General features: G+C 67.6%; 20 protein-coding genes, 1 pseudogene and 2 riboswitches. Of the genes and pseudogenes, 14 read left to right on the forward strand and 7 right to left on the reverse strand.

Features of this window, described 5'->3' with window-relative positions; translation table 11 throughout:
• Positions 1-35: 35 nt before the first annotated feature.
• Positions 36-3,356 carry an exodeoxyribonuclease V subunit gamma gene (gene recC / locus ACIRRA_RS22080; RefSeq protein ID WP_402771001.1) on the reverse strand — a complete coding sequence of 1,107 codons (3,321 nt, stop codon included), beginning with the start codon at positions 3,354-3,356 and terminating at the stop codon, positions 36-38.
• A 231-nt stretch (positions 3,357-3,587) separates the two neighbouring features.
• On the opposite strand from recC, the gene ACIRRA_RS22085 reads away from it, so the two are divergent.
• The 5 genes from ACIRRA_RS22085 to ACIRRA_RS22105 all read left to right on the forward strand — a co-directional run bounded on the left by ACIRRA_RS22085 (position 3,588) and on the right by ACIRRA_RS22105 (position 7,413).
• Complete coding sequence (locus ACIRRA_RS22085) at positions 3,588-3,740, forward strand: hypothetical protein (protein WP_326361853.1); 153 nt, start codon at positions 3,588-3,590, stop codon at positions 3,738-3,740.
• 89 nt (positions 3,741-3,829) lie between these two features.
• Positions 3,830-4,720, forward strand: coding sequence for a tat pathway signal sequence (locus ACIRRA_RS22090; RefSeq protein ID WP_402771003.1), 891 nt, complete (start codon positions 3,830-3,832; stop codon positions 4,718-4,720).
• A gap of 215 nt (positions 4,721-4,935) precedes the next feature.
• Entirely contained in the window at positions 4,936-6,384 is a 1,449-nt protein-coding gene (locus ACIRRA_RS22095; RefSeq protein WP_402771006.1) for an NAD(P)/FAD-dependent oxidoreductase, read from the forward strand.
• Positions 6,385-6,504: 120 nt separating this feature from the next.
• On the forward strand, positions 6,505-7,029 hold the full coding sequence (locus ACIRRA_RS22100; protein ID WP_402771009.1) for a hypothetical protein: 525 nt from the start codon (positions 6,505-6,507) through the stop codon (positions 7,027-7,029).
• Between the two features lie 252 nt (positions 7,030-7,281).
• A complete protein-coding gene (locus ACIRRA_RS22105; RefSeq protein WP_402771011.1) occupies positions 7,282-7,413 on the forward strand; it encodes a hypothetical protein in 132 nt (43 codons plus the stop codon).
• A gap of 195 nt (positions 7,414-7,608) precedes the next feature.
• Here the strand turns inward: ACIRRA_RS22105 and ACIRRA_RS22110 are convergent, their stop codons facing one another.
• The 3 genes from ACIRRA_RS22110 to ACIRRA_RS22120 all read right to left on the reverse strand — a co-directional run bounded on the left by ACIRRA_RS22110 (position 7,609) and on the right by ACIRRA_RS22120 (position 11,601).
• Complete coding sequence (locus ACIRRA_RS22110) at positions 7,609-8,028, reverse strand: tautomerase family protein (protein ID WP_402771014.1); 420 nt, start codon at positions 8,026-8,028, stop codon at positions 7,609-7,611.
• Between the two features lie 28 nt (positions 8,029-8,056).
• Positions 8,057-8,758, reverse strand: coding sequence for an SDR family oxidoreductase (locus ACIRRA_RS22115; RefSeq protein WP_402771017.1), 702 nt, complete (start codon positions 8,756-8,758; stop codon positions 8,057-8,059).
• A 293-nt stretch (positions 8,759-9,051) separates the two neighbouring features.
• Complete coding sequence (locus ACIRRA_RS22120; protein WP_402771020.1) at positions 9,052-11,601, reverse strand: DUF4118 domain-containing protein; 2,550 nt, start codon at positions 11,599-11,601, stop codon at positions 9,052-9,054.
• Positions 11,602-12,361: 760 nt separating this feature from the next.
• Positions 12,362-12,533, forward strand: a riboswitch (M-box (ykoK) riboswitch).
• Positions 12,534-12,816: 283 nt separating this feature from the next.
• Between ACIRRA_RS22120 and ACIRRA_RS22125 the strand changes: the two genes are divergently transcribed.
• The 6 genes from ACIRRA_RS22125 (at position 12,817) to ACIRRA_RS22150 (ending at position 18,530) form a co-directional block, all read left to right on the forward strand.
• Positions 12,817-13,560 carry a hypothetical protein gene (locus ACIRRA_RS22125; protein ID WP_402771023.1) on the forward strand — a complete coding sequence of 248 codons (744 nt, stop codon included), beginning with the start codon at positions 12,817-12,819 and terminating at the stop codon, positions 13,558-13,560.
• A gap of 107 nt (positions 13,561-13,667) precedes the next feature.
• A riboswitch (M-box (ykoK) riboswitch) is annotated at positions 13,668-13,839 on the forward strand.
• Between the two features lie 330 nt (positions 13,840-14,169).
• Positions 14,170-14,352 carry a hypothetical protein gene (locus ACIRRA_RS22130; protein WP_402771025.1) on the forward strand — a complete coding sequence of 61 codons (183 nt, stop codon included), beginning with the start codon at positions 14,170-14,172 and terminating at the stop codon, positions 14,350-14,352.
• Positions 14,353-14,444: 92 nt separating this feature from the next.
• Positions 14,445-16,187 (forward strand): NRAMP family divalent metal transporter, encoded by a 1,743-nt coding sequence (locus ACIRRA_RS22135; RefSeq protein ID WP_402771028.1) that lies wholly within the window; start codon positions 14,445-14,447, stop codon positions 16,185-16,187.
• Between the two features lie 96 nt (positions 16,188-16,283).
• Positions 16,284-16,409, forward strand: coding sequence for a hypothetical protein (locus ACIRRA_RS22140; protein WP_402771031.1), 126 nt, complete (start codon positions 16,284-16,286; stop codon positions 16,407-16,409).
• 63 nt (positions 16,410-16,472) lie between these two features.
• On the forward strand, positions 16,473-17,141 hold the full coding sequence (locus tag ACIRRA_RS22145; RefSeq protein ID WP_402771033.1) for a phosphate signaling complex PhoU family protein: 669 nt from the start codon (positions 16,473-16,475) through the stop codon (positions 17,139-17,141).
• A gap of 660 nt (positions 17,142-17,801) precedes the next feature.
• Positions 17,802-18,530 carry an MgtC/SapB family protein gene (locus tag ACIRRA_RS22150; RefSeq protein ID WP_402771036.1) on the forward strand — a complete coding sequence of 243 codons (729 nt, stop codon included), beginning with the start codon at positions 17,802-17,804 and terminating at the stop codon, positions 18,528-18,530.
• Positions 18,531-18,781: 251 nt separating this feature from the next.
• Here the strand turns inward: ACIRRA_RS22150 and ACIRRA_RS22155 are convergent, their stop codons facing one another.
• The 3 genes from ACIRRA_RS22155 to ACIRRA_RS22165 all read right to left on the reverse strand — a co-directional run bounded on the left by ACIRRA_RS22155 (position 18,782) and on the right by ACIRRA_RS22165 (position 20,508).
• On the reverse strand, positions 18,782-19,366 hold the full coding sequence (locus ACIRRA_RS22155; protein WP_402771039.1) for a DJ-1/PfpI family protein: 585 nt from the start codon (positions 19,364-19,366) through the stop codon (positions 18,782-18,784).
• Positions 19,367-19,551: 185 nt separating this feature from the next.
• Entirely contained in the window at positions 19,552-19,944 is a 393-nt protein-coding gene (locus ACIRRA_RS22160; protein WP_402771042.1) for a hypothetical protein, read from the reverse strand.
• 54 nt (positions 19,945-19,998) lie between these two features.
• Complete coding sequence (locus ACIRRA_RS22165; RefSeq protein WP_402771045.1) at positions 19,999-20,508, reverse strand: anthrone oxygenase family protein; 510 nt, start codon at positions 20,506-20,508, stop codon at positions 19,999-20,001.
• Positions 20,509-20,629: 121 nt separating this feature from the next.
• On the opposite strand from ACIRRA_RS22165, the gene ACIRRA_RS22170 reads away from it, so the two are divergent.
• The 3 genes and pseudogenes from ACIRRA_RS22170 to ACIRRA_RS22180 all read left to right on the forward strand — a co-directional run bounded on the left by ACIRRA_RS22170 (position 20,630) and on the right by ACIRRA_RS22180 (position 23,592).
• Positions 20,630-21,250: a TetR/AcrR family transcriptional regulator gene (locus ACIRRA_RS22170; RefSeq protein ID WP_402771047.1), complete on the forward strand. Its 621-nt coding sequence runs from the start codon at positions 20,630-20,632 to the stop codon at positions 21,248-21,250.
• A 728-nt stretch (positions 21,251-21,978) separates the two neighbouring features.
• Positions 21,979-22,431 (forward strand): annotated as a pseudogene (locus ACIRRA_RS22175) (transposase); the annotation flags it as partial.
• A gap of 615 nt (positions 22,432-23,046) precedes the next feature.
• The gene (locus ACIRRA_RS22180; RefSeq protein ID WP_402771050.1) at positions 23,047-23,592 is read left to right on the forward strand and encodes a ferritin; all 546 of its coding nucleotides are present in this window, start codon (positions 23,047-23,049) and stop codon (positions 23,590-23,592) included.
• Positions 23,593-23,842 lie beyond the last annotated feature (250 nt).

Consider the following 23,842-nt stretch of genomic DNA (forward strand, 5'->3'; position numbering starts at 1 on the left):
AGCGGTGACGGGCAGGGGGTTCCTCCTCGGGGTGGTCATGGCTGACCTTGATTCTCGTTGGTGAGCAACGGGTTCCAGAGACGGCGCGCCAGTTCGCCGAAGCGGGTGGGTTCGGTGTCGACGCCGGGGAGTCCGGATGCGGCGGCCTCGGTGAGCTGGTCGAAGCGCGGAGAACGGCCCAGGATGTGGCGGAAGTAGCGGTCGGTGTGTTCGCCGAAACGGTCGTCGAAGTCCTGTCCGGCGGCGTCCAGGGCGTCCTCGGCGGAGGCACCGGCGAGGCGGCGTTCGGCGTAGGTGGCCGAGGCCGAGGGGGCGATGGGCAGTGGTTCGGACAGGCCCTCGTCGCGCAGCAGCACCAGGTCGCGCAGGATGCCGCGGGCCAGGGGCGCGGTGGGCGAGGTCAAGGTGGACTGCCAGGCGGGGCGATGGTGTTTGCCGCGGCCGATGGTGATGGCCCGCCACGACTGGTGGGTCCCGGTCGCGGCCAGCGCGAGCAGGCGAATCCAGGCCGCCATCCGGTGTTTCGGAGCCAGTCGCGAGAACGTGGTGCGCAGCAGTGCGTCGTCGTGGACGTCGGGGACGGTGCCGGTGAGACGGCGGCCGTCGCCCAGGTCCACGGCGATGTCGACGGTGCGCGCGGGGATCTCGTGTAGCGGCCGGGCCACCCGCACCAGCTGGTCGACGGTGCCCTCCACCTCGTCGAGCACGGCCGCGCCCATGGTGAACGGCGGCAGGGTGCCGCGCCGCCATTCGGCCGCGCGCAGCACGTTCGGGTCCACACCGGTCAGGCGCGCGGACAGCATGCGCTCGCCCATGTTCCATTTGGTCAGGCCGTCGAGCTCGATGGGGAGGCGGTCGGCGATCTCCTCGTCGTCCTCCGGGACCCGGATCCCCAGGCGCTGCCACAGGAATGCCCGCACCGGATGCTCCGCGAAGGCCACCAGATCGGCCAGCTCCACATCGCCGCGTTCACGCGCGGGCAGCGGCGTACCCAGGAACAACGGCCGCGGCTGCGGCGAGCGCCCCGCGGCCAGGGCGCCCGCCAGCGCCACGGTGTCGAAGCTGAACGGCTGCCCGGGCCGGAAGTTGCGGCGATCGAAGGGCTGCAACGGATGTCGCGTCACCACCCGCTCCAGGGCAGCCGCGCCGACATGCGCGCGCACCGTGTCGAGCAGCTCGGCCAGCGGAATCGCGGGCGGGCGGTGCGCACCCGACACCGGATCGGATCCGGTGTGCAGCAGGACGAGTCGTTCCCCGGCGGCCATGATGGCGTCCAGCAGCAGCTGCCGGTCCTCGCTGCGCGGATCCCGATCCCCGGGGCAGCGGTGCCGGACCAGCGCGTCGTCGCCGTCCACGCCGCCCGCGCGGGGGAACACCTCGTCGTCGAGGCCGAGCAGCACCACCACCCGGTGCGGCACCGATCGCATCGGCACCATGGTGCACACCGTCAGCTCGCCGGTGCGGAAGTTGGCACGCGAGGGTCGCCCGGCCAGCCGGGCGGTCAGCAGCGCCCCGATATCGCTGAGCCGCAAGGGAATCCCGCCCGCGGGCTCCAGCGCGGTCGCCAGTTCCCGGCGCGCCTGCACCCCCATCCAGCCCTGGCTCGTGGGCATCTCGGTGAGCAGGTCCAGCGCCCGCCCCAGCACCGACGCCCACTCGGCCGCGGGCCGCGCGGTGCCCGCCGGTTCCTCCAGCGTGGATCCGCGCAGATCACGCAGGCACACCGCCAGCCGGTCCACGAATTCGGCGAACCGGCCGGCCAGATCGATGTCATTGCTGTCCACGTCGTCCAGCGGCAGCACCAGATCCAGCCAGTCCTCACTGGATTCCCCGGCCGCCACCCCGAGCAGAATTCGATCCACTGCCGCATTGAGCGTGTTCTGTGCGAAGTCCCCGAGGCCGAACGCCTGCCGCTGCCGCTGCCCGATTCCCCAGCGCGCCCCGGTCTCGGCGGCCCATTCCCGCAGCCGCTCGATATCGTCGTCGTCGAAGCCGCAGCGTACCCGAACCGGTTCGGCCGCACACAGATCCAGCACCTCGGTCACGGTGACGCGCCCGTCGGCCAGCTCCAGCAGCGTGCCGACCACATCCAGCACCGGGTTGACCGCCCGCTGCGCGCGATCGGCGAGCCGCACCCGCAGTCCGTGCGCCGGATGCCCGGGCTCGGCCCCGTCGAGGGACCACTGCCCGAAGGCCGCGCGCACCAGTGGCGCGTAACGCTCCACATCCGGGCACATGACGATGACGTCGCGCGGCTCCAGCGTCGGGTCGGCGGCGAACAGTCCGAGCAGCGCGTCGCGCAGCACCTCCACCTGGCGCGACGGCCCGTGGCAGGAGTGCACCGCGATGGTGCCATCGGCCAGGCTCGGCTCCGGCATGAGCGACCACCGGTCCTGCCGTATCGCGGCCTGCAATTCCGAGAGCAGCGTGCGCGGCGCGGCCGTCTCCGGGCGCGGGTGATAGGTATCGATGTGGTCGTACCCCGACAGCCGCTGCTGCAGCTCCCGCACATCCCGGCCCAGCGCCGCCAGCAGTGGATGCCGCACGCGCACACCGGTATTCGGGATCACCTCGGCATCGGCCAGCTTGATCCACAGCGCGGGGCTGGGGTGCACCAGCCACAGGTGCACCTGCCGCCCCGACGACAGCGCCGACAGCACCTCCAGCTGATCGGTGGTCAGCCGGGTCACGCCGAACAGCGAAATCCGTTCCGGCAGTGACACGATGGACGGTTCCACCCGCAGCCGGGCGCACGCCGCGCCCAGGCGCTCGGCGGGACTCGCCACCCCGACCACGCTGCGCAGCCGCCGCCACAGCAGCGGCTGCCACATCAGATCCGCGGGCAGCGCCCGGCCCGCGCCGTCGGTATCGCGGCCGTCGGCCCAGTCGGTGATCATGGCCGGGCGCTGGGTGGCATAGCTGTCGAACAGTGATGCGATCCGCGCAGCCGTCGCGTACCGGCGGCCGACCCGATGGCCGCCCGCGTCCCCGTGCCCGAGATGGCGCGCCAGCACCGCGGCCCACGGCTCGGCCAGCACCTCGTCCAGCACCGGCAGCACCGTCCACACCAGCCGCTCCGGCGACCACGGATCCTCCTCCGGATCCACCCCTGTCGCCTCGGCCAGCACTGCCGCCACCAGGGCCGCCGGATCGGCGAAATCGATATTGGCCGAAATACCGTCGCCCGCCGCGCCACTGCCGAGCACCGTGGCCAGCCGCTGATTCAGCCAGCGCTCGATCCCCTTGGCGGGGACCGCCACCACCTCCGGGGTGAACGGATCGCCGAGCGGATCGGCGAGCAGCTCGGCCAGCGCGTCGGCGAGCGTATCCGCTCGTTCGGCCCGGTGAATGTGCACGAGCTGTGTTTATACAGTCGGCGAACGACATGCAAACACCGAGCGTCCCGGCTCGCCGGGTGACACCTGCCACACGCCCAGGATTTGCTAGGGCGCGTCACCCCGAAATTCGAGTGTGGTATGCGACAGTGCCTTTCGGGGAGGTTCGAAGTTCTCAGGAAAGGCTGGTCCGCGTCGATGTCTGCGTCGGTGATTCCGCTCATGCCCAGAACCGGGTTCACGGTTCGGCGGGTGGGAGACCGCTGGGAACTTGTCAACTCGCGGCATTACGGCCGCGGCGTGGTTCTGCAGTCGTGGCCGCGGGAGCGGCACACCGAGGCATTCGAGCACTGCTACCGCCTCAATGGCCGCAGCATCGAAGAGCTACAGGCGGCTTTCCACTGACGTGCGCGAAAGTCCGTGCAACAGTGTCGATTCGATAACACACGCAACGATTCCGCTCAAGACGTGCGTATCGGGCATTGTCCCCTCTATTGTGTTCCCTCGTGCGTTCCCACAAGGCCCGGCGCGTGGCCTCCTCCGCTTGCGTTCTCGCTGCCGCGGCCCTCATTCCGGCCGCCCCCGCCTTCGTGCCCATGGCCGGTGCCGCACCGGTACACACCCAGGGCCCGATCGCGGGATTCGACGCCGATATGAGCAGCCGCATCGCCGCTGTCGACAATTACCTGGGCACCCGCCCCGGCGTCACCGGCTACGTGATGCGCGACCGCGTCACCGGCGGCATTTATCGAAACGGCAACGCGGACACCAACTTCTGGACCGCCTCCACCATCAAGCTGGCAATCGCCGAGGATCTGCTGAACCGCGCCCGGGTCGGCGCCATCCAGCTCGGCCCCGACGACCGCGCGCTGATGGAGTCCATGCTGGCAACCTCCAACGACAATGCCGCCGATATCCTGTGGAACAAGTACGCCGGCCTCGACCGCATGTCGTTCAACAACGCCTTCCGGGCCAACGGCATGACCGGTCTGGTCCCCATGCCGCCCACCACCTCAATCGAGCAGGTCAAGCTGTTCCCCGATTGGGGTTTCCAGCAGTGCTCCCCCGCCGACCTGGACCGGCTGATGGACAACGTCCTCACCCGCATGCACCCGGACGACCGCGCCTACCTGCTCGACCGCATGCGCCACGTGGACACCAACCAGCACTGGGGCGTGTGGGGCGCGGGTGCGGCCATGAACCCGGGCCTCAAGAACGGCTGGTCCGACGAGCAGGGCGGCTGGGTGGTGAATTCGGTCGGCTTCGCGGGCCCGGGTGAGCGCTACACCCTTGCCATCATGACCGAGCAGGGCGATCAGGGCGGTTACACCGACGGCTCCGAAACCACCACGCACGTGGCGCAATTGCTGTTCCAGGGGCGCTGACACCGGCGCTGCGCGGGCGGTTCCGGCACGGCCGGGGCCGCCCGCGGCGCGCTTTCCGGCAATCCTCGCTGGACGATCGCCCATATTGTATTTTCGAGGTTGTTGTCTAAGCGGTCTGTTTTCAGTCGGTCCTGATTGGTCTGCGCTACTCACACTGCATTACCGTTACGGGTGAGTTGTCGTACTTTCACCGTCTGGCGAGGAGCAGGAACTAGATGAACGCCGAGAAATCCGTCGCACAGCGTCATCGCGTGGTGGTGATCGGGTCCGGGTTCGGTGGACTGTTCGCCTGCAAGCAGCTACGCAAGGCCGATGTCGACATCACCCTCATCTCGAAGACCTCCACGCACCTGTTCCAGCCGCTGCTGTACCAGGTCGCCACCGGCATCCTCTCCACCGGCGAGATCGCGCCCGCCACCCGCATCGTGCTGCGCAAGCAGCAGAACGCGCGCGTCGTCATGGGCGAGGTCACCGACATCGACGTCGCCAACGGCACCGTCACCTCGCGCCTGCTCAACCAGGACTACGCCACCCCCTTCGACAGCCTCATCGTGGCCACCGGCGCGCAGCAGTCCTACTTCGGCAACGACCACTTCGCCACCTACGCGCCCGGCATGAAGACCATCGACGACGCCCTCGAACTGCGCGCGCGCATCCTGGGCTCCTTCGAAGAGGCCGAGCTCGCCACCGATCCCGAAGTCCGCGACCGCTTCATGACCTTCGTGGTGGTCGGCGCCGGGCCCACCGGCGTCGAATTGGCCGGGCAGATCGCCGAACTCGCCGACCGCACCCTGGACGGCTCCTTCCGCAATATCGACACCCGCGATGCGCGCGTCATCCTCGTCGAGGGCGCGGGCGCGGTACTCGCCCCCATGGGCCCCAAGCTCGGCGGCAAGGCTCAGCAGCGGCTGGAGAAGATGGGCGTGGAGATCCAGCTCAACGCCATGGTCACCAATGTCGACGCGCGCGGCGTCACCATCAAGGACCAGGACGGCTCCGAGCGGCGCATCGAATCCGCCTGCAAGGTGTGGTCGGCCGGCGTGCAGGCCAGCGGCCTGGGCAAGATCCTCGCCGACCGGTCCAAGGGCACCGAGGTGGACCGGGCCGGGCGCGTCATCGTCGAACCGGACCTCACCATCAAGGGCTACCCGAACGTCTTCGTGGTCGGCGACCTGATGTCGGTACCGGGCGTGCCCGGGCAGGCCCAGGGCGCGATCCAGGGCGGCACCTACGCCGCGAAGGCCATCAAGGCCGAGGTCGCGGGCAAGCAGACGGTCGCCGAGCGCAAACCCTTCAAGTACTTCGACAAGGGCTCCATGGCGACGGTGTCGCGGTTCAGTGCGGTATGCCAGGTGGGCAAGCTGGAGTTCAGCGGCTTCTTCGCGTGGCTGGCCTGGCTGGGCCTGCACCTGTGGTATCTGGTCGGCTTCCGCAGCCGTTTCGTCACCGTGCTCGAGTGGTTCGTCTCCTTCCTGGGCCGCCACCGCGGTCAGATGGCCGCCACCGAGCAGTGGGTGTTCGCGCGGCTGGCGCTCGAGGCCCTCGACGATCCGGTCGAGGCGCGTCAGCTCGCCAAACAGATCGGCGGCGAAAGCACTTCGGGCAATGGCAAATCCGTGGCGAATGCGGAAACGGGGAAATCCTCGCAGCAGCGCGCGGGCTGACAGTATTTCTCCCATGGGGCCCGATAGGGGCCTGACCGGGCTGTGTGTCCCGACCAATCCGGCGCACCGCCGGATCCGAATGTTCGACATTCGTTGATATTTCGGAAGAAAGGTCCACCCATGGGCAAACGCCAACAGGTCGATTCTGTTTCGCCACGGCGACGACGTCCGGGTTCACTGGCGGTCGCGAGTGCGCTGCCGCTGGTCGCCGCCCTCGCCGCGGCCGGAACCAGTGCGGCGGAACCGGTTTCGTCCGATGAGTCCCAACCGGCCGTGGTCGACAACCAGCCCGCCACCACCCGGCCGGGCCGCACCACCGCGCAGCCGGGCATGGTCGTGGACACCCCGTTCGGCCAGTTCGTCGTGCCGGTGCCGCAGGCCATGGCCGACGGCGCGCACACCTACCTCGACGCCACCGTCGGCGCCATCGCGGGCCTGCCGGCCGGCTGGGTCTTCGGCCCGGCCGCGGGCGCGACCGTCGCCGCCTCCATCATCGCGGTGCCCGCCGCGACCATCGGCGCGGCCGTGGGCGCGGTGAACGGCTACCTGGCCCCGGGGGCGCCGGCCGATCAGTCGGCGAGCGGAATCGACGACTTCGCACCCGTCGGCGGAACAATCGCGGACGAGTCGGCAACCCAGGAGTAAGTGCGGATCTACTGAGGCCGGAATCCCTGAACTGGGATTCCGGCCTCTTTCATGGCATTTCGCGAACACATCGGCGATTTCCCAGTTACGGCAACGATTTCCGGTTGTCCACCTTGTCACCAATCCAGGCGACCGGCGGGGTCGAATGTCGAGCGTCGATGTACCCGCGGATGTTCTGCCTGAACAGAAAGGTTCTGCATGGCCGGAGGTAAGCACCGAGCACTCAACCCCCACCGGAACAAGGTAGGCAATGTGGTTGCGGCGGGAGCGGTTCCACTAGTCCTGGCGATCGCCGGACCGGGCAGTGCGAACGCGGCACCGGCCGCCGCCGCAGGCGTCGCGGTCGGCGTGGTCAACGCTCCACCGCGCGTCGTCGGCGACTGACCCTCGCCGCCGAAGCAACTCTCTCGAGCACCGCTGTGCTCGCGGTGGGAACCGGCGGTGAGGTCCGGTTCCCACCGGCGCCCGCCGCCCCGATACGGGCCACGCCTTGCGGCCCCCGGCGAAATCCCTCGCACCCGCGAGGGATTCCGCTGGCCTCAGCAGCTACATTCCCGGCCGCCGCTGCCGCCTTCTCGGTCAGTAGGGAATGGGTTTGTTCGCCTCGGCCCAGCCGCGCTCGACATGGCTGCCGGGCGGGGGCGGGAACAGTCCACCGATCATCCAGGTGTCCCGGGGTACCTCGTTGATATTGAACTCGAGATGCAGCCCGCGATCGTGGGTGTACGGGGCGATGAGGTCGTGCAGGCGCTCGCTCATCCGCTTGCGCAGGTCGGGGTCGTCGAGTTGGCGTGCCAGGTGGTCGACGGTGATCCGCACCGCGGGGATCGATACGCCGCCGACGTAGAAGGAGTCGGCCGGGACCTCGTGGAAGAGCACCACCGCGTAGAACTCCGGCAGCCCGAAGTGCGCGTAGTAGGCGGTGATGTCCTTGGCGAAATTCTGTTTGTCCTCGGCCGTGAGAGTGTCGGCGGGGTGATAGATGTGCCACAGCGGCATGATGAACTCCCTTGAAAGAGACGGATTTTCAGCGACCGAACGACAACACGAGACCCTCGACCGGCCCCGACAGCGCGGCCTTCACCTGCCGGGTGAAGTCGTCCACGAGCACCTCGGTCGCCCCCTGCTCCAGCCCGTCGGCGACCGCCGCCGCCACCTCGGCCGGGCTGATCTTCGGCGCCGCGATGGCCTTCACCATGTCGGTGTCGGCGAACCCGAGATGCACACCGACCACCTGCGTACCCTGCCCCGCCAATTCGATCCGCAGGGAATTGGTGATCGACCACAGCGCGGCCTTGGACGCGCCGTACGCCGCCGCCCCCGAACTCCAGGACAGCACCGAGTGGATATCCACCAGCGCCCCGCCACCGTTCGCGGCAAGGATCGGCGCGAATGCCCGCGCGATCCGCAGCGGCCCGAAGACGTTCGTCTCGAACGTCTCCACCACATCCGCCATCTCGGTCCGCAACAGCGGAGCCGGCCGCAGCACCCCGGCATTGTTCACCACAATGCTCACATCGCCCGCCCGCGCGGCCACCGCGGCAACCGAATCCGGGTCGGTGACCTCCAGCTCGAGCGGCACGACCCGCGGATCGTCACTCGACTCCGGCTTGCGCGCGCTCACGTACACCTTCGCCGCACCCCGCTCCAGAAACTCCTGCGCGAACGCACGGCCCAGCCCACGCTGCCCGCCCGTCACCAGGACATTCGCACCCTCGATGGTCGTCATATCCGCCTCCTTGATTCGTCGCCGATCATCTGACTATATCTAACTATAGTCAACATGTGCGAGCGGCGGCAGGCTACGGATCTGCCGTCGTAGCTGTCAGCGGATTCCGGCCGTGGCGGTCGAGGCCCTGTCCGACGAGGCGTAACTCCGCAGCAACACCTCCCTGATTCGCGCGGTGTACCGATCCGCGTTGCTTTTCCGCGATTGATACCGGGCCCCTCGAGGTCGGGAGAGCGGCGGCGCAGATTGGCGTGTGCGGGAAGGGGATTTCGTCGTCGACGACCGGATGGTGCTCATTTCCGGACTGTGTGCTGAGGTGCCCCGGACTCCGGCTCCGGCGTCCGGGGCAGCGAGAAGACGAATGTCGTTCCACCGCCGGGAGTGTCCTCGACGGTCAGTTCGCCGTCGAGGGCGCGGGTGAATCCTTGGGCGATGGCCAGGTCGAGGCCCAGCCCGCGAGCACGACTGCCGTTGGTGGTGTGCTGCTGGGAAGGTTCGAAAGTTTGCCTGCGATATTCGGGCGGGATTCCGGGGCCCTGGTCGATAACGCGCACTTCCACCCGGTCGCCGCTGACACCGCCCTGGACTCGGACGGTATGGCCGGGCGGCGACCAGGTTTGGGCATCGACCATGACATTGGTGATGGCGCGCTCCAGCAACCGGGCATCGGTGCGGACCGCAGGCAGCTCGCGGGCTTCGATGGCGATGGCCGAGCCGGCGTTGGTCAGACCGTTGACCGCGCGGCGGAGCACATCGGTGATGTCGGTGTCGGTCATGGTCAGCGGGAGTGCGCCGGCCTGTAATCGGCTCATGTCCGATAGATTTGCGACCACGTGGGTGAGTCGGTCGACCTCTGTGTCGATGGTCCGGTGGACCTCCATGGTGCTGTCGCGATCCCCCGCCGTTTCGGGGGAGAGCAAACTCGTGGCCGCGGCTTTGATGGTGTCGAGCGGCGTGCACAGATCGCGCGAGACCGCCTCGAGCAGTCTGGCGCGCAGTGCGTTGGACTCGGCGAGCGCGGCGGCGCCGGACGCTTCGCCCTCCAATCGGACCCGTTCGAGCGCCAGCCGCAGCTGGGTGACGAAGGGTCCGAGCAGCCGGGCATCCTCTCCGCTGAGCGTGGGTCCGGACAGGGTGAGCACCGCCCCGCCGCCCAGCTCGGCGGCGAATCGCGCTTCCTTGGGTTCTTGCGGGGGATCGCTGCCATCGGTGACGAGCGGGTGCCAGGAGTTGTTGTCGCGCACCAGCACCGCCGCGTTGTCGGCGCCGAAGGTGCGGCGCAGATCGGCCAGCAAGTCGGGCAGTGCGCGGGCGCCGGCATCGACGGTCTGCCCGGCCAGTCGCACGAGCGTCTCCGCTTCGGCGCGGGCGCGGGCAGCCTGCAGAGTTTGCCGGGCGAGACGGTCTACCAGCACGCTGACGACGGCGACCACGGCCAGGAACACGATCAGTGCCGCGATATCGGTGGTATCGGCGATGTAGAGGCTGTAGACGGGCTCGGTGAAGAAGAAATCCGCTGCGAGCCAAGCGATTACGGCAGCTGTCAGTCCCGGGCGCCAGCCGCCGAGCACGGTGACCGCGACCACTGCGAGCAGCAGACACAGCAGCGCGCCGGGCAGGCCCATCACGGTCCGCAACGGCGACAACGCGGTCGCCAGGGCGGCGATTCCGGCCGTGCCCAGGGCCCACGCCAGCCGCCTGCGGTGCGGTGGCATGCGGACCGGATGGCCTGGGTGCGCAGCCTTGGGTAGCGAGGGCGGTTCGCGTGCGGGGGTCGCGATGATGTGCACGTCGATCGGCCCTGCCCGACGCAGCACCTCGTATGTGATCGATCCGTGCAGCCACCGGCGCAGCCAGCCCCTCCGGCTGCGCGCCAGCACCAGCTGGGTGGCGTTTTCTGTGGCCGCGAAGGCGAGCAGTGCGCTGGGCACGTCGTTGCCGGTGATCTCGGTGAAGCTGCCGCCCAGGTCGGCGGTGAGGGCCCGCAGGTGATCGAGTGCCGGCGGTCGCGCCTGGATGGTGGCGTCCAGTTCGCGTACGTGCACGGCCAGCAGTTCGCCGCGCAGCCGGGCGGCCATACGCGCGCCGCGGCGCACCAGCGGTTCGTCGTCCGGGTGGCCGGTGACCGCGACCAATACCCGTTCCCGGGTCTCCCAGGGCTGGGTGATGCCGTGCCGGAGGCGGTAGTCGTCGAGGCCTTCCTCGACCCGGTCGGCCACCCACAGCAGCGCCAGTTCCCGTAGCGCGGCCAGATTACCGATGCGGAAGTAGTTGCCGAGGGCCGCGTCGATCCGTGAGGGCGGATAGATGTTGCCGTGAATCATCCTGCGCTGCAGGGCTTCCGGGGTCATGTCCACGAGTTCGATCTGTTCGGCGGCACGCACGACGGCGTCGGGCACGGTTTCGCGCTGGGTGATTCCGGTGACCTGCGCGACCACATCGTTGAGGCTCTCCAAGTGCTGGATGTTGAGCGTGGAGACTACGGTGATCCCGGCGGCGAGCATTTCCTCGATGTCCTGCCAGCGTTTGGCATTGCGGCTGCCGGGTGCGTTGGTGTGGGCGAGTTCGTCGACGAGGGCGACGGCCGGACGCCGGGCCAGTACCGCGTCGATGTCCATTTCTTCGACGGTCATTCCACGGTGCGTGCAGATCCGCCGCGGAATGACCGGCAGATCCTGGATCTGGTCGGCGGTACGGGCGCGGCCGTGCGTTTCCACGAAGCCGATCACCACGTCGGTCCCACGTCCTCGGCGCCGACGGCCCTCCTCGAGCATCGAGTAGGTCTTCCCAACCCCCGGTGCGGCTCCCAGGTAAATGCGGAGGTTACCGCGCGCGGTAGCCATAGCTCCATGGTGCCCGTCGACGGCGGTGGCCGCGTCGAATAGATCGCGGGCCTGGTCGTAGGCCGGTCGAGTCAGCCCGGTGTCCGGGCAGACGTTGCGCTCGGGAAGGTGCTTGCCAGGCCCGAGGCGTAGGGAGTCGCGCCTGTAGGACCGATTACGACCCGTACTGTTCGAGGTGGTGGGTCAGTAGTCCGGTCAGAGTTTCCGTCGACGGTGTTCCAGGATCCGCCGAGCAGGACCGTGTTGTGAGGGTCGAGGGCTGCCAGGGCGATCCAGCGCCTCGATAGCGGTGTTCGAGCGCGGTCAGCACACCGTCCTTGGAAGTGTTGGTCGGTGCCGTAGGCGGCGATGCGGCTGGTGTCGCGCGATCCGGTCATGATGACCTCCCGGGCCGCTGCGGAGACCGCCGCGGTGATCTAGCGGTAGATGGTCACGACATCCTTTGGGGTGGTGCGGGTTTCGCCCCATTGGTCCGGGCCGTTCGATGGTCGGGACGTCGATGAGCCGATGCCCGAGGATGTCCGCCTTCAGCAGCACCCGCCCTCGCGGCGTTCGAACGCGTGCAGGTCTAATCTTGTTGACCGACAATATGATTCGATCCGCACCGAACCGGCGGCCACGGCCACACCACGCACCGCAGCCGGTGCTATCACTCGAATTCTGGCCGAACCACGGGTATCGGACAGACGAAGCAACGCTTTTCATCGCAAATGTCCGAATTGACGAATGACTCGTTCGGTGTCAAGCTTTGCGCCGTAATACAGCACCTCGCTAGGCGAGGCTCCTGTACGAACACAGGCCACTGATCCGACGACGTCGAGAGACGCCCAGGCTCAGGACAGGTTTCCCCGGATTAAGGGGTAACCCCAGGTGGCTTCCCGCGTAGTGGGATACGTCGTGCAGTGCCGAAGCTCTGACGAGAGGGGTGCTCGCCCTCCGGTCTTCCGCCGGGGCGACTCCTCGTGTGCACCCGTGCTCAGCGCCCTCGTGCGCTCCGGCCGCAAGGAGGTGAGGACGACCCATGGCCCCCGGCGATAGTCCGTATCCGAGTCATCCGTTCCACTCACCCGTTTGCGGGTGGAAACGCGCCACACGACTCTGACGTTTCACCACATCTGACGCGACGCGTATTCCCTTGCGCGGACGTGTAATTCGTGCTGGCCTTTTCACCCCCATTCGAATTCACCGTCCCCAGAATTTCGAAGGTTTATCTCGATGAGGAAGATCACCGCTTACACCGTTGCCGCCGCCGTCACCCTCGGTGTGGTCGGCTGCAACGCCCAGGACGCCAGTGCCGATGCCCCCGCCGCAACCTCGGCGGCTCCCGGCATCCACTGGGACACCAAGATCGACGGCGCTTCGGTGGTGCTGAAGACCGACGCGGGCTCGCTGACCACCCAGGACGGCCAGTTCCAGGTGCGTGACAACAACGGTGGCCTGGTCACCCAGTTCCCGCTCAGCTGGCTGGACAACGCGGGCGCGCACCCGATCGCTGCCCAGATCGACGGCAACACCGCCACTTTCACCCCGAACATGGACCCGGCCGCCGTCGTCCCGGCCCCGGCCCTCCCCGCCCCCGCGCTGAGGGACGTCGCCAACCAGGCCGACCAGGACGCCGCCTTCTCCGCCGCCGTCAACCAGTTCGGCATCGTCACCTCGATGGGCACCATGCTCGGCACCCTCATCGGTGGCGTCGCGGGTTGTGCGATCGGCGCCGCGGGCGGCGCGATCGCCGGTGTCGTGGTGATGTCGGTGCCGACCGGCATCGCGGGCTGTGTCGCCGGCGCGGCCATCGGCATCCCACTGGGCGCGGCTGCCGGTCTGGTGCTGACCGGTGTGCCCGCCGCGATCGCGGTCGGCGTCGGCCTGGCCCAGCGCCTGACCGCGCCGGACTCCACCCCGGCCGCCAGCGCGGCCACACCGGCTCCCGCCGACCCGGCCGCTGCCCCGGCCGCGTAGGCGGGCCCGGTTGTGCCGCTGAAAGCCACACCGGCACAACCGGATCCCATAGAAACGCGATCGGTAGCACTTGACTTGCGACTGGCGAAAGGGTCAAACTCGTTGAGTCAGCACCTCGCTAGGCGAGGCTCCTGTACGAACACAGGCCACTGATCCGACGACGTCGAGAGACGCCCAGGCTCAGGACAGGTTTCCCCGGATTAAGGGGTAACCCCAGGTGGCTTCCCGCGTAGTGGGATACGTCGTGCAGTGCCGAAGCTCTGACGAGAGGGGTGCTCGCCCACAGGATTTCCCTGGGGCTTTCCCCTTGTTCTGGCGCGACGAATAGTGACGTCCGCGTACGTCCCGGCTGCAAGGAGGTGAGGGACGAGCAATGAAGTCCGGCGATAGTCCGTACCCGAGTCCGGTTCGAAAATCTGTTTCGTTCCCAGCTTGCTGCGGCCCCGTGAACGCCTGACACCGCAGAAATCCGAGCATCGACCAGGTTCGGCGTGAACGCGCCTGAATGAGGGGGTCGATGCGGATTCCGCATGCCCTGCGCGCCTCGCAGGGCCCGTCAGCGTGCCGGGAGATATTGCAGCAGCGAGCTTTTCGCCAAGGAGCAATGTCATGGCCGTGATCGCTTTCCCGACCCACGACACCATCTCGCCGACCGCCACGGTGAGCGAATTCTTCCGCCGGTTCCGCACCAAGGTCCGGCTGACCGATCAGGAGCGTGCCCACATGCAAGCGGCCCGGCCCCGGGCCGCCCTCTACACCGCCTCTCTCGGCGGCCACCCCTACCACTGGTAGCGGGTCGCGAGCGGCGGCGGAACCCCTCGGCCGCCGCTCGCATTCCTAAACTTGCAGTACTGCAACATGATTCAGAGAGGGAGAAAACGGTCATGGCCTTCTTCTCCGACGGCGCGAACCGCCGTAACACCACCACCGTCGCCGACGTATCCACCCCGGGTGCGGTCATGGACAGCGCCCACGTCGGCGACATCCAGGGCGCGCTGGGCACCATCGGCCAGCACGACACCCTCGAAGGCCGCACCCGCTGGCAGCGTTTCCGCATGCTGCTCGCGGTCATCGGCCCCGGACTGATCGTCATGGTCGGCGACAACGATGCCGGCGGCGTCGCCACCTACGCCCAGGCCGGACAGAACTACGGCATGGCGCTGGTCTGGACCCTGGCACTGCTGATTCCCGTGCTGTATGTGAATCAGGAGATGGTGGTCCGCCTCGGCGCGGTCGCCGGAGTCGGCCACGCCCGGCTGATCTTCTCCCGGTTCGGAAAGTTCTGGGGCGCTTTCAGTGTCGGTGACCTGTTCATCGTCAACGCGCTCACCATCGTCACCGAATTCATCGGTGTCTCGCTGGCGCTCAACTACTTCGGGCTGCCCAAGGGCATCTCGGTGCCGTTGGCGGCGGTGCTGCTGTTCGGGGTGGTCGCGGGTGGCTCGTTCCGGCGTTGGGAGCGTTTCCTGTTCGCGCTCATCGCCGTGAACATCGTGCTGTTCCCGCTCGCGTTCATGGTGCACCCGAGCATCACCACGACCGCCAAGGGCATCATCCCGTCCTTCCCCGGCGGGCTGGATTCGACGCTGCTGCTGCTCATCGTCGCCATCGTCGGCACCACCGTCGCGCCCTGGCAGCTGTTCTTCCAGCAGTCCAACATCGTCGACAAGCGCATCACCCCGCGGTGGATCCGCTACGAGCGCATCGACCTGTGGGTCGGCATCGCGATCGTCATGATCGGCGCCGTGGCCATCATGGCCGCCGCGGCGTTCGGCCTGGGCAGCGACGCCGTCGGCAACTTCACCGACGCGGGCGCCGTCGCCCAGGGGCTGCACGACAACATGGGCAAGACCGTGGGCGCGCTGTTCGCGATCCTGCTGCTGGACGCCTCGCTGATCGGCGCGAACGCGGTCGGGCTGGCCACCACCTACGCCCTCGGCGACACCCTCGGCAGAAGGCACTCGCTGCACTGGAAGATCAGTGAAGCGCCGGTGTTCTACGCCGGGTACGCCGTGCTGCTCGCCATCGCCGCGGCGGTGTCCTTCAGCCCGGACCACGTGCTGGGTCTGCTGACCCAGGGTGTGCAGGCCCTCGCCGGCGTGCTGCTGCCCTCGGCCACCGTGTTCCTGGTCCTGCTGTGCAACGACAAGGCGGTCCTCGGCCCGTGGGTGAACACCCTGCGTCAGAACATCGTCGCCGGAATCATCGTCTGGTCGCTGGTGCTGCTGTCGCTGGCGCTCACCGCGGCCACCTTCTTCCCCGACCTGTCCACCAAGACCCTCGAAATCGGCTTCGGCGTCGGCGCTCTCATCGGCGTTCTCGGCGGTGCCGTCATCCTGGCGGCGCACGGCCGCTCCGGTCGCAAGGCCACCGAGCGCACCGCGGCCGAACTCGGCGGTCTGGACCCGGACCAGATCGAGGAACTCGACTCGACCCCGCTGTCGCGGGCCGAGCGCAAGGCCATCCGTGACGCCGACCGCGACTCCTGGCGCACTCCCGCGCTGGACACTCTGGAGCGGCCCGCGTTCTCCCCGGCGCGGATGGCGGGCATGATCGCCCTACGCGGCTATCTGCTCATCGCGGTTGCGCTGGTCGGTGTGAAGATCTACCAGCAGATCACCGGCTAGCCGGAAGGGACCGGGTGCGGCGGCGAGGATCTCGATCCTTGCCGCCGCTGTCGGCACCACGCGCACCCCGCCACGACCACGAGAGGCGCAGCGCCGATGACGCTGGCCGCAACCACCCTGCCGACCTACAGTCCGCACGCGATCCACATCGGGACCGCCATCGTGCTCCTGATCCTGGTGATCGTGCTCGTCATCGGCGTACTCCTCGGCCGATGCCGCTGATCTCTCCCCGCGACCTCATCCCCCGGCCGGCTCGTCTGGCATCCACCGAACATGGAGCGCGGCATGCGAACTCGGTTCCGTCGAGATCTCGGCGAGCTGTCCGAACAACTGCGCACGATATGTCTGCTCGACCGCACCGCCTTGGCAACCGCGACGCGCGCCTTACTCGACGCCGATCTCGCGGCGGCCGAACGAGCAATCGACATGTGTGGGCGGATCACGGCCCTGTGCCAGAACAGCGAGCGCGCCGCGACGCGACTGCTCGCCCTGCAGGCCCCCGTCGCGAGCGACCTCCGCCAGGTTGTGACCGCCCTGCACCTCGTCACCGACCTCGCCAGAATGGGCGCACAGGCCAAACGCATCGCACTGATCGCGCGTCGCAGACATCCCGCGCAAGGGGTTCCGGCGTCCGTGCGTCCCGCGATCGTCCATATCGCCGAAGGCGCGGTCGCCATGGCAGCCGGTGCCTCCGCCCTGCTCGACTCCCATGACCCCGTGGAAGCCACACGGCTGGCGAACCGGGACGCGGTGGTGGGCGAATTGCGCGACGCGGTGCTGGGGTCCGTGCTACGACCCGATTGGAGCTACGGGATCGGCGTGGCGGTCGACCTCGCACTGCTGGCCGGGTACTACGAGCGGTTCGCCGACCACGCCGTGCGGGTCGGCCACTGGACCGTCTTCGTCGCCACCGGCCGGCCACCGCGGCAAGTAGCTGCCGAGCAGGCACCGTAGTCTGCGCAAACCCTCGAATTACAGTGGGCCATAAAGAAATTCCAGGCGAGAGACTGGACGGGTGCGTAGCGGCATCGACGCGGCCCAGCACGCACAATCTCGATTCAGCTGGCCCGGATCGGCGCGTGCATCACCCGAGTCCGGCATATGCACAACTGGCGCCAGCGCCACGACGAATCGGTAGCGGAGCACGCGGTTCTGATCTGTTCGACGACGCTGGTCGCCCATGGACCGATCGCCTCCGCGGTGCTCGCCGACCGAGTCGGCACTGACCGCTCTGCATGAGCAGGCAGGTCGCGACGCTGTCGACCGGGGCCTGGTGCGGCGCGGCAGCGATCCCCGGGACGGCCGCATCTGTCTGCTCACCGCCACCGATCAGGGCCGCGCGCTGGTCGCGGAAGTCACTCGGCGGCAGGGCGATTCGCTGGGCCAGGCGATGCGTGGCTGGACCGCCAACGAGCGGCAGATATTCGCCGGCCTGTTCGAACGATTCCTCCCACCTCGGCCACCCGCACCAAGACACCGTCCACCCCGCCAGCCTCGCCCAGCGAGGTGCCGCTCGCCAAGAGTTCACCGGATTACAATCTCCGGCAGATGACGGACGCCCTTCGGGCCAGATAACCTCCGGCACCGCTGGGTGAAGCGGATGCGGAGGTGGCAATGACGACCCTGGAGATGCTGCTGCGGTTGGGGGCGGGTGTCGGCCTGGGCACGGTGATCGGCGTGGAACGGCAGTATCGCGCCCGGATGGCGGGACTGCGCACCAATGCCCTCGTGGCCGCCGGAGCGACACTGTTCGTGCTGTTGTCCGCGTACGGATTCAACGGTGCCACAGCCGATCCCACGCGGGTGGCGGCGCAGATCGTCTCGGGGATCGGCTTTCTCGGCGCGGGTGTGATCCTGCGGGAGGGATTGAGCGTGCGCGGACTGAACACGGCCGCGACGCTGTGGTGCGCGGCCGCGGTGGGGGCACTGTCCGGGGCAGGGATGTTCTCGGTCGCCGCCGCGGGCACGGCGGTCGTCGTGGTGGTCAATACCGTGTTGCGGGCCGTGGGCAGGGTCGTGGACCGCCGTCCCGAAGCAGGGTCCGAGCAGCCCACCCGCTATGACTTCGCCGCGGTCACCGACGACGCGAGCGAAGCACACGTGCGTGCCCTGCTCGTGCAAGCATTGAGCCGCACCGACTTTCGGCTCACCTCGGTCGCCAGCACCAACACCGCCACCGCGGGTCGCGTAGAGGTGCGCGCGGAACTCGCGGCCGACGAGCGCGACGATCGGCAGATGGAGGCCGCGGTGAGCAGGCTCAGCCTGGAGCCGTCGGTGACCAGCGTCGGCTGGCACGTCCTCGAATCCGCCGACACTTTCCGCGGGGCCGACGACGACTCCTGATGTCCGCCACGGCCTCGGCTCCGCCGAGTTCGGACAGACCCGAGGTGTCACGGCGGGGAATCCGTTGACGGTGCAAGCATGTTGGTGCGCTATATGGGACCGGCGGTCGGCTCTCGCAGCGGTAGATGGCGGTGTTGTCGCACCCTCAGGTGGCGCCGACGATCGGTGGATCGAGGTTCAGATTCTGAACCCGAATTGAACCCCACCGGAATTGGCGGAAGTTCGGATACGGCCCGGTGTATCGGTTCGGGTCATCGGGTCCAGATCGGCCCGCGTGTCTCGTATTCCAGGATCTCCTCGACACGGGTCGCGGTGTCGGCGCTCAGCTCGCGGCGCACCAGCCAGAGTGCCAGGTCGAGACCCGAGGTGATGCCACCGGCTGTCACCAGTTCGCCGTCGTCGACGACGCGGGCCTTCGTGAGAACGCCACCCTGTTGTTGCAGCGTGTCGAGGGCACCGTGATGGGTCGTGCAGGGTCGGCCCCGGATCAGTCCGGCCGCGCCCAAAAGTAGTGCGCCGGTACACAATGAGCTGATCGTCAGCCCGTTGCGCGGCGCGGCCGCCAGGGCCGCGGGCAGGACACCTCGATCGATCTCGGCCCAGACGCCTGGCCTGTCGCGGTGTGTGTAGCCGCCGCCCGGGACGACGAGCACATCGGCGTCCTGGGGTGCCCATGGCTGCGTGACCTGGACGACGGTGCCGTAGGCCGCGCGAACCGTTCCGGGTTGGCCCGCTGTCACGTATCGCACGTCCACGCCACGCTCGGCGAGCATGGCGGCGAGTGAGAACACCTCGAAAGGCCCAATGAAGTCCTGTTCCTCGACACCGTCGAACATGACGATGTGGACGCGTAGGGGCCCGATCGGGGGTTGCTCGTCCGCCGTCGCTTGCGGCGATCCGATGCCGGGCGAGGCGGCGGCGAGGGGGCGGCACCTCCGACTGTCATGAGCGCCCGCAACGCGTCTCGTCGTTCCATTTGTCCTGTCCTCCAGTCCTGTTGGCCGCAGCGTGGCGAGGGTTGTCAGCGCGTGCGGTCTGCGGTGTGAGTGGCCGTGGTGGCCTGCGCGGGGGTGGCGGCCGCCAGTAGTGCGGCGAGTGCGAGTGGAGCCACCGTCTGGTATCCGATCCACACCACACCAGCCGTGCTGTCACCTCTCCATACGAGCAGCACGCCAACGACCGTGGCCGCCACCCAGCCGCTGTCGTAGGCGACCATCATCCGCAGGTAGGTGCGCAGCGGGCGACGGCGCAAGTAGGTGATCTCGATTCCTCCGGCGATCAGCAGCGCCGCGCCTGAGGCCGCCATCAGCCAGGTCTCCACGCCGAGCCTGTGACCGAGCGTCCCCCCGCCGATGGTGTACGCGGCGGCGAGTGCCACTTTGACGCCGCCGTCGGAGACGATCCCCCAGTGCATTGCAGTCATCGTGGGCCGGTGACGAAGCATGGGCTCCTCCTGAATGTCGGTCGACTAAACGGCAACAACGGTTTTCGGCGCCGAGGAGGGCTGCCGCGCCGGTGCGCCGATCATGCGGACCGTCGCCGCGATGACGAGCATGAAGGCGAGGACGACGGAGGCGGTGCGGATATCGTGGTAGGTGTCCCAGCGGTGCAGCATGGTCAGGTAGTCGGCGGGCGGATTGTTTGGGTTCCACGAGCGAATCTTGTTGTTGATGGGGACGTTTCCGAACTTGGTGACCACGATGCATGCCAATGTCGCCACGGCTGCGCCGACGGACAGTACACGCCCGATCATGTCGCGGGTGACGACGGCCAGCAGCAAAGCCAGTGCGACGCCGAGGATTTGGGCCGTCGGCATGACGGGACTGTTGTGCGGGATGAACTGTGCGCGGTAGGCGTTGTGCACGGCGTCGGGTGAGGACCAGTAGGCGGGCCGCACGACCAGTGATCCGTAGGAGAACGCCCCGGCCAGAAATCCCGAGCAGGCGAGGGCGGTGGCGGCAAGGTAGCGAACAATCATGGTGTGTCCTTGATGTTCCATGGCAGCGTCGGTCGATCGGCCGGATACACTGCCTTAGCAGAATCTATTCAATAGAGGAAGCTCTATCGAATGTAGTCGATCATGCCTCCGGGAGACTCCTGTGTCAACGCCACGTCGCTACTCGTCGACGAACCGCCGACGGCAAGCCGAGGAGAATCGGCAGCGCATCCTGTCCGCGGCGCGCGATCTCATGACCGAGAGGGGGTTCGACGGCGCAACCATCGCCGAAATCGCTCGCGCCGCAGGTGTTTCGGCGCAGACCGTGTATGCGGTGTTCGGATCCAAGAAGGGCATTCTCGCCGAGCTGATGGACCACGCCCGCTTCAGTGACGGCTACCTCGACACCGTCCGTACCGCCAAGGAGACCACAGATCCCGTGCAGCGGCTGCACCTGGTCGCCGCGATCGCGCGCCGCGTGCTGGATGCGGAACGCTCCGAGATGTACCTGCTGCACGGTGCCGCGGCGGTGTCGCCGGAATTGGCCGCGATCGGCCTGGAGAAGGAGCAGATGCGTTTCGAGCAGCAGGCTGCCGTGATCGACGTGCTCGTCGACTCTGGCCGGCTCAAGGCCGAGCTCGACGTGCCGACCGCCCGCGATATCCTGTGGACGCTGTCCGGCCGCGAGACCTATCGCATGCTTGTCATCGAAAGAGGCTGGAGCTCTGAACGATACGAAGCCTGGCTGTCGGAGCTGCTGGTCGCGGCGCTGCTGCGCGATTGAGTCAACGCGTGGGAAGTCGCGGCCCTCGCCCACATCTCCACCGAGCTCTATGTCCGGCTCGAACAGGGCCGGGCGGCCGGCGCCCGGAACCTGTTGCGGCGCAGAACGTCCGCTTTCCCACAGTCGAAGTTGTCACAGAACAACCTGCCGACCCGCAACGCGATCACCACTTCGCGACCGACGATCGACGTATCGGACAGCCTTCGGCGGTAACGACTGTGAACCCGCCGAGACGGTGTCGAACAAGGCCGCACACAGTGCTGCCTGCCGGTCTGCGCTTGCGTTGCGGATCGTCGCGTGGCCGTTTCGGGTTGGCGGTCCGCCAACTCGCGACCGCCATCCGAGACCACGCCGACACCTGGCTCGACCAAGCCCGCGATCCCGACCGGCTGGCATTGGAAGCCACGCTACTGGCGACCGTCTCCACACCTACCCTGATCACACACGGTGACCGTGGATTGCCCTGGTACCCACCGGTAACGCGCATCCTGGCCGACACCATCCCAGACGCCATCCTGCACGTTATCCACGGGTGCGCGCATGCGCCACAGCTGACCCACCCCAACGAATTCGCAACCGCCATAATCGAACACATCGACGTCCCCACAAGACTGTCGATGCCCGGCAGGCAAGAATCCGGTGAGATCGGACATACCCGAGGTCTGAGCCGAACCCGCGAGCCCGCCACGACGCAACAAAGATCTGCTTTCTGTCCCTCGGCTGATCACTCGACCACGGTGGCCGAGGTGTTGTTTCTGGCCGAGACCCGTGGCGACATGAGCGTGCGACCGGCGGGCATCTGGCGTCGTGGACCGGGGTGTGTCCCGGCGCCAACGAGTCCCCGGCCGGATCAGATCCACCAAAACCCGCCCCAGCGACCGGTATCTAAGGCCGCGCTGGGCATCGCCGCGATCTCGGTCTCACGGTCCAACAACACCTATTCCGGGGCCAAATACCGGCGCATCGCCACCCGGCGAGGCCCGATGAAAGCCATCGTCGCCATCGAACGCGCCATGGTCGTGGCCGCGCACGCCATGCTCACCCACGGCAACTTCTACCGCGATCCGGGCCCGGACTACTTCACCGTCCGCAAGCCCGGACCGGCGAAAGCCCGCGCGGTCGCGCAACTCGAAGCCCTCGGCTACATGGCGTCGCTGGAAACCCGCACTGACACTGCATGATTCGACGGAAACCTCACCTCCGCCGGTGGTCACCACAGCACGGTCACCCTTCGATTTCGCAGGAAATCGGCCTTCTTCGCGAGTCGGCAGCAGTGAAGAATGATCGGTCCGGTTCAGAAGAACATTACGGATAAGATGGTTGTAGCCCTGGCCACGCTGCCAAGCCGCGAACAGTCGGGGAACGCGGCCGCGGATCTTGGTCAGGGCCGAGTCGGGGCGGGTGGAGCGCAGGGCGCTCAGGATCGGGGTGGCGCGTTGCCGCAGCCACCATGGAAATACCGCTCGACACGCCGTACGGTGACCACCGAGCCATGGTGCGAGACCCGTTCGGCAACGTCTATGAGATCGCCAGCCAATGCATCACCACCGCGTGAGGCTGAGCAGAACCCCGGGATAACAGGGTCCGGCCCGGTGACCACATCCGTTCGGAGGCAAGACTTTACGGCACCGCAGCGCACCCGCCAGGACAGCATTCGGGATAATCAGGCCCATTCACGGAAAACAATGCACGGCCACATACGACCGAATACCAGGGAATGTGCACCCCAATTAGGTTGCGCTAAATAAGGTTACACTTACATGACACGTGGTGTGGCCAGGATTAATGTCTTCCACATGTCCCGAACCCAGACGAAGAGCAGCAAGTTCTACGGTCTGCTGCAGGATCAGATCCATAACGAATTCCACGCCGAGAAGCAGTACATGGCCATCGCCTTCTGGTTCGACAATGCCGATCTTCCGGTCCTCGCGAAGTATTTCTATAAGCAGGCCGTCGAGGAACGCAATCACGCGATGATGATGGCGCAGTATTTGATCGATCATGACATCACGGTCGAGATGCCCGGAATCGATGCCGCCACTTCGGTATTCGCGAGTGCGAAGGAGCCCCTCGCGCTCACGCTGAGCCTGGAGCAGTCGGTCACCGAGCAGATCGTCCAGCTGGCCAAGACCGCTCGCGAAGAGGGCGACTATCAGGGCGAGCAGTTCATGCAGTGGTTCCTCAAGGAACAGGTCGAGGAAGTCGCGACCATGAAGACGCTGCTCACCGTCGCCGAGCGCGCCAGCGCCAACCTGTTCGATCTGGAGAATTTCGTGCAGCGGGAAATGAGCAGTCCGAAGGATGCTTCGGGCGCCCCGCACGCCGCCGGGGGTTCCCTGTAGCCTCCGCCGCGAGCAGCCGGCCGAATACGGCGACGCTCGCGCGATGATCGTCACCCGCGTCAGGCCCGGTCCTTCCCAGGACCGGGCCTGACGTCCGCTTTGTTCAAGCGGGAGCGATCCCATGTGGCCCAGTCGACCTGGAGCCGGAAGAGGCGATATCGAATTCGGCGGCGGTGCGGCGAAGGCCAGCGGGGAGTCGGGTACCGAGGTCGGGATCGGCGCGCCGGGGGGCCCGGATTTCACGACTCCG

It is taken from the genome of Nocardia sp. NPDC101769, assembly GCF_044766925.1.
Taxonomy (GTDB): domain Bacteria; phylum Actinomycetota; class Actinomycetes; order Mycobacteriales; family Mycobacteriaceae; genus Nocardia.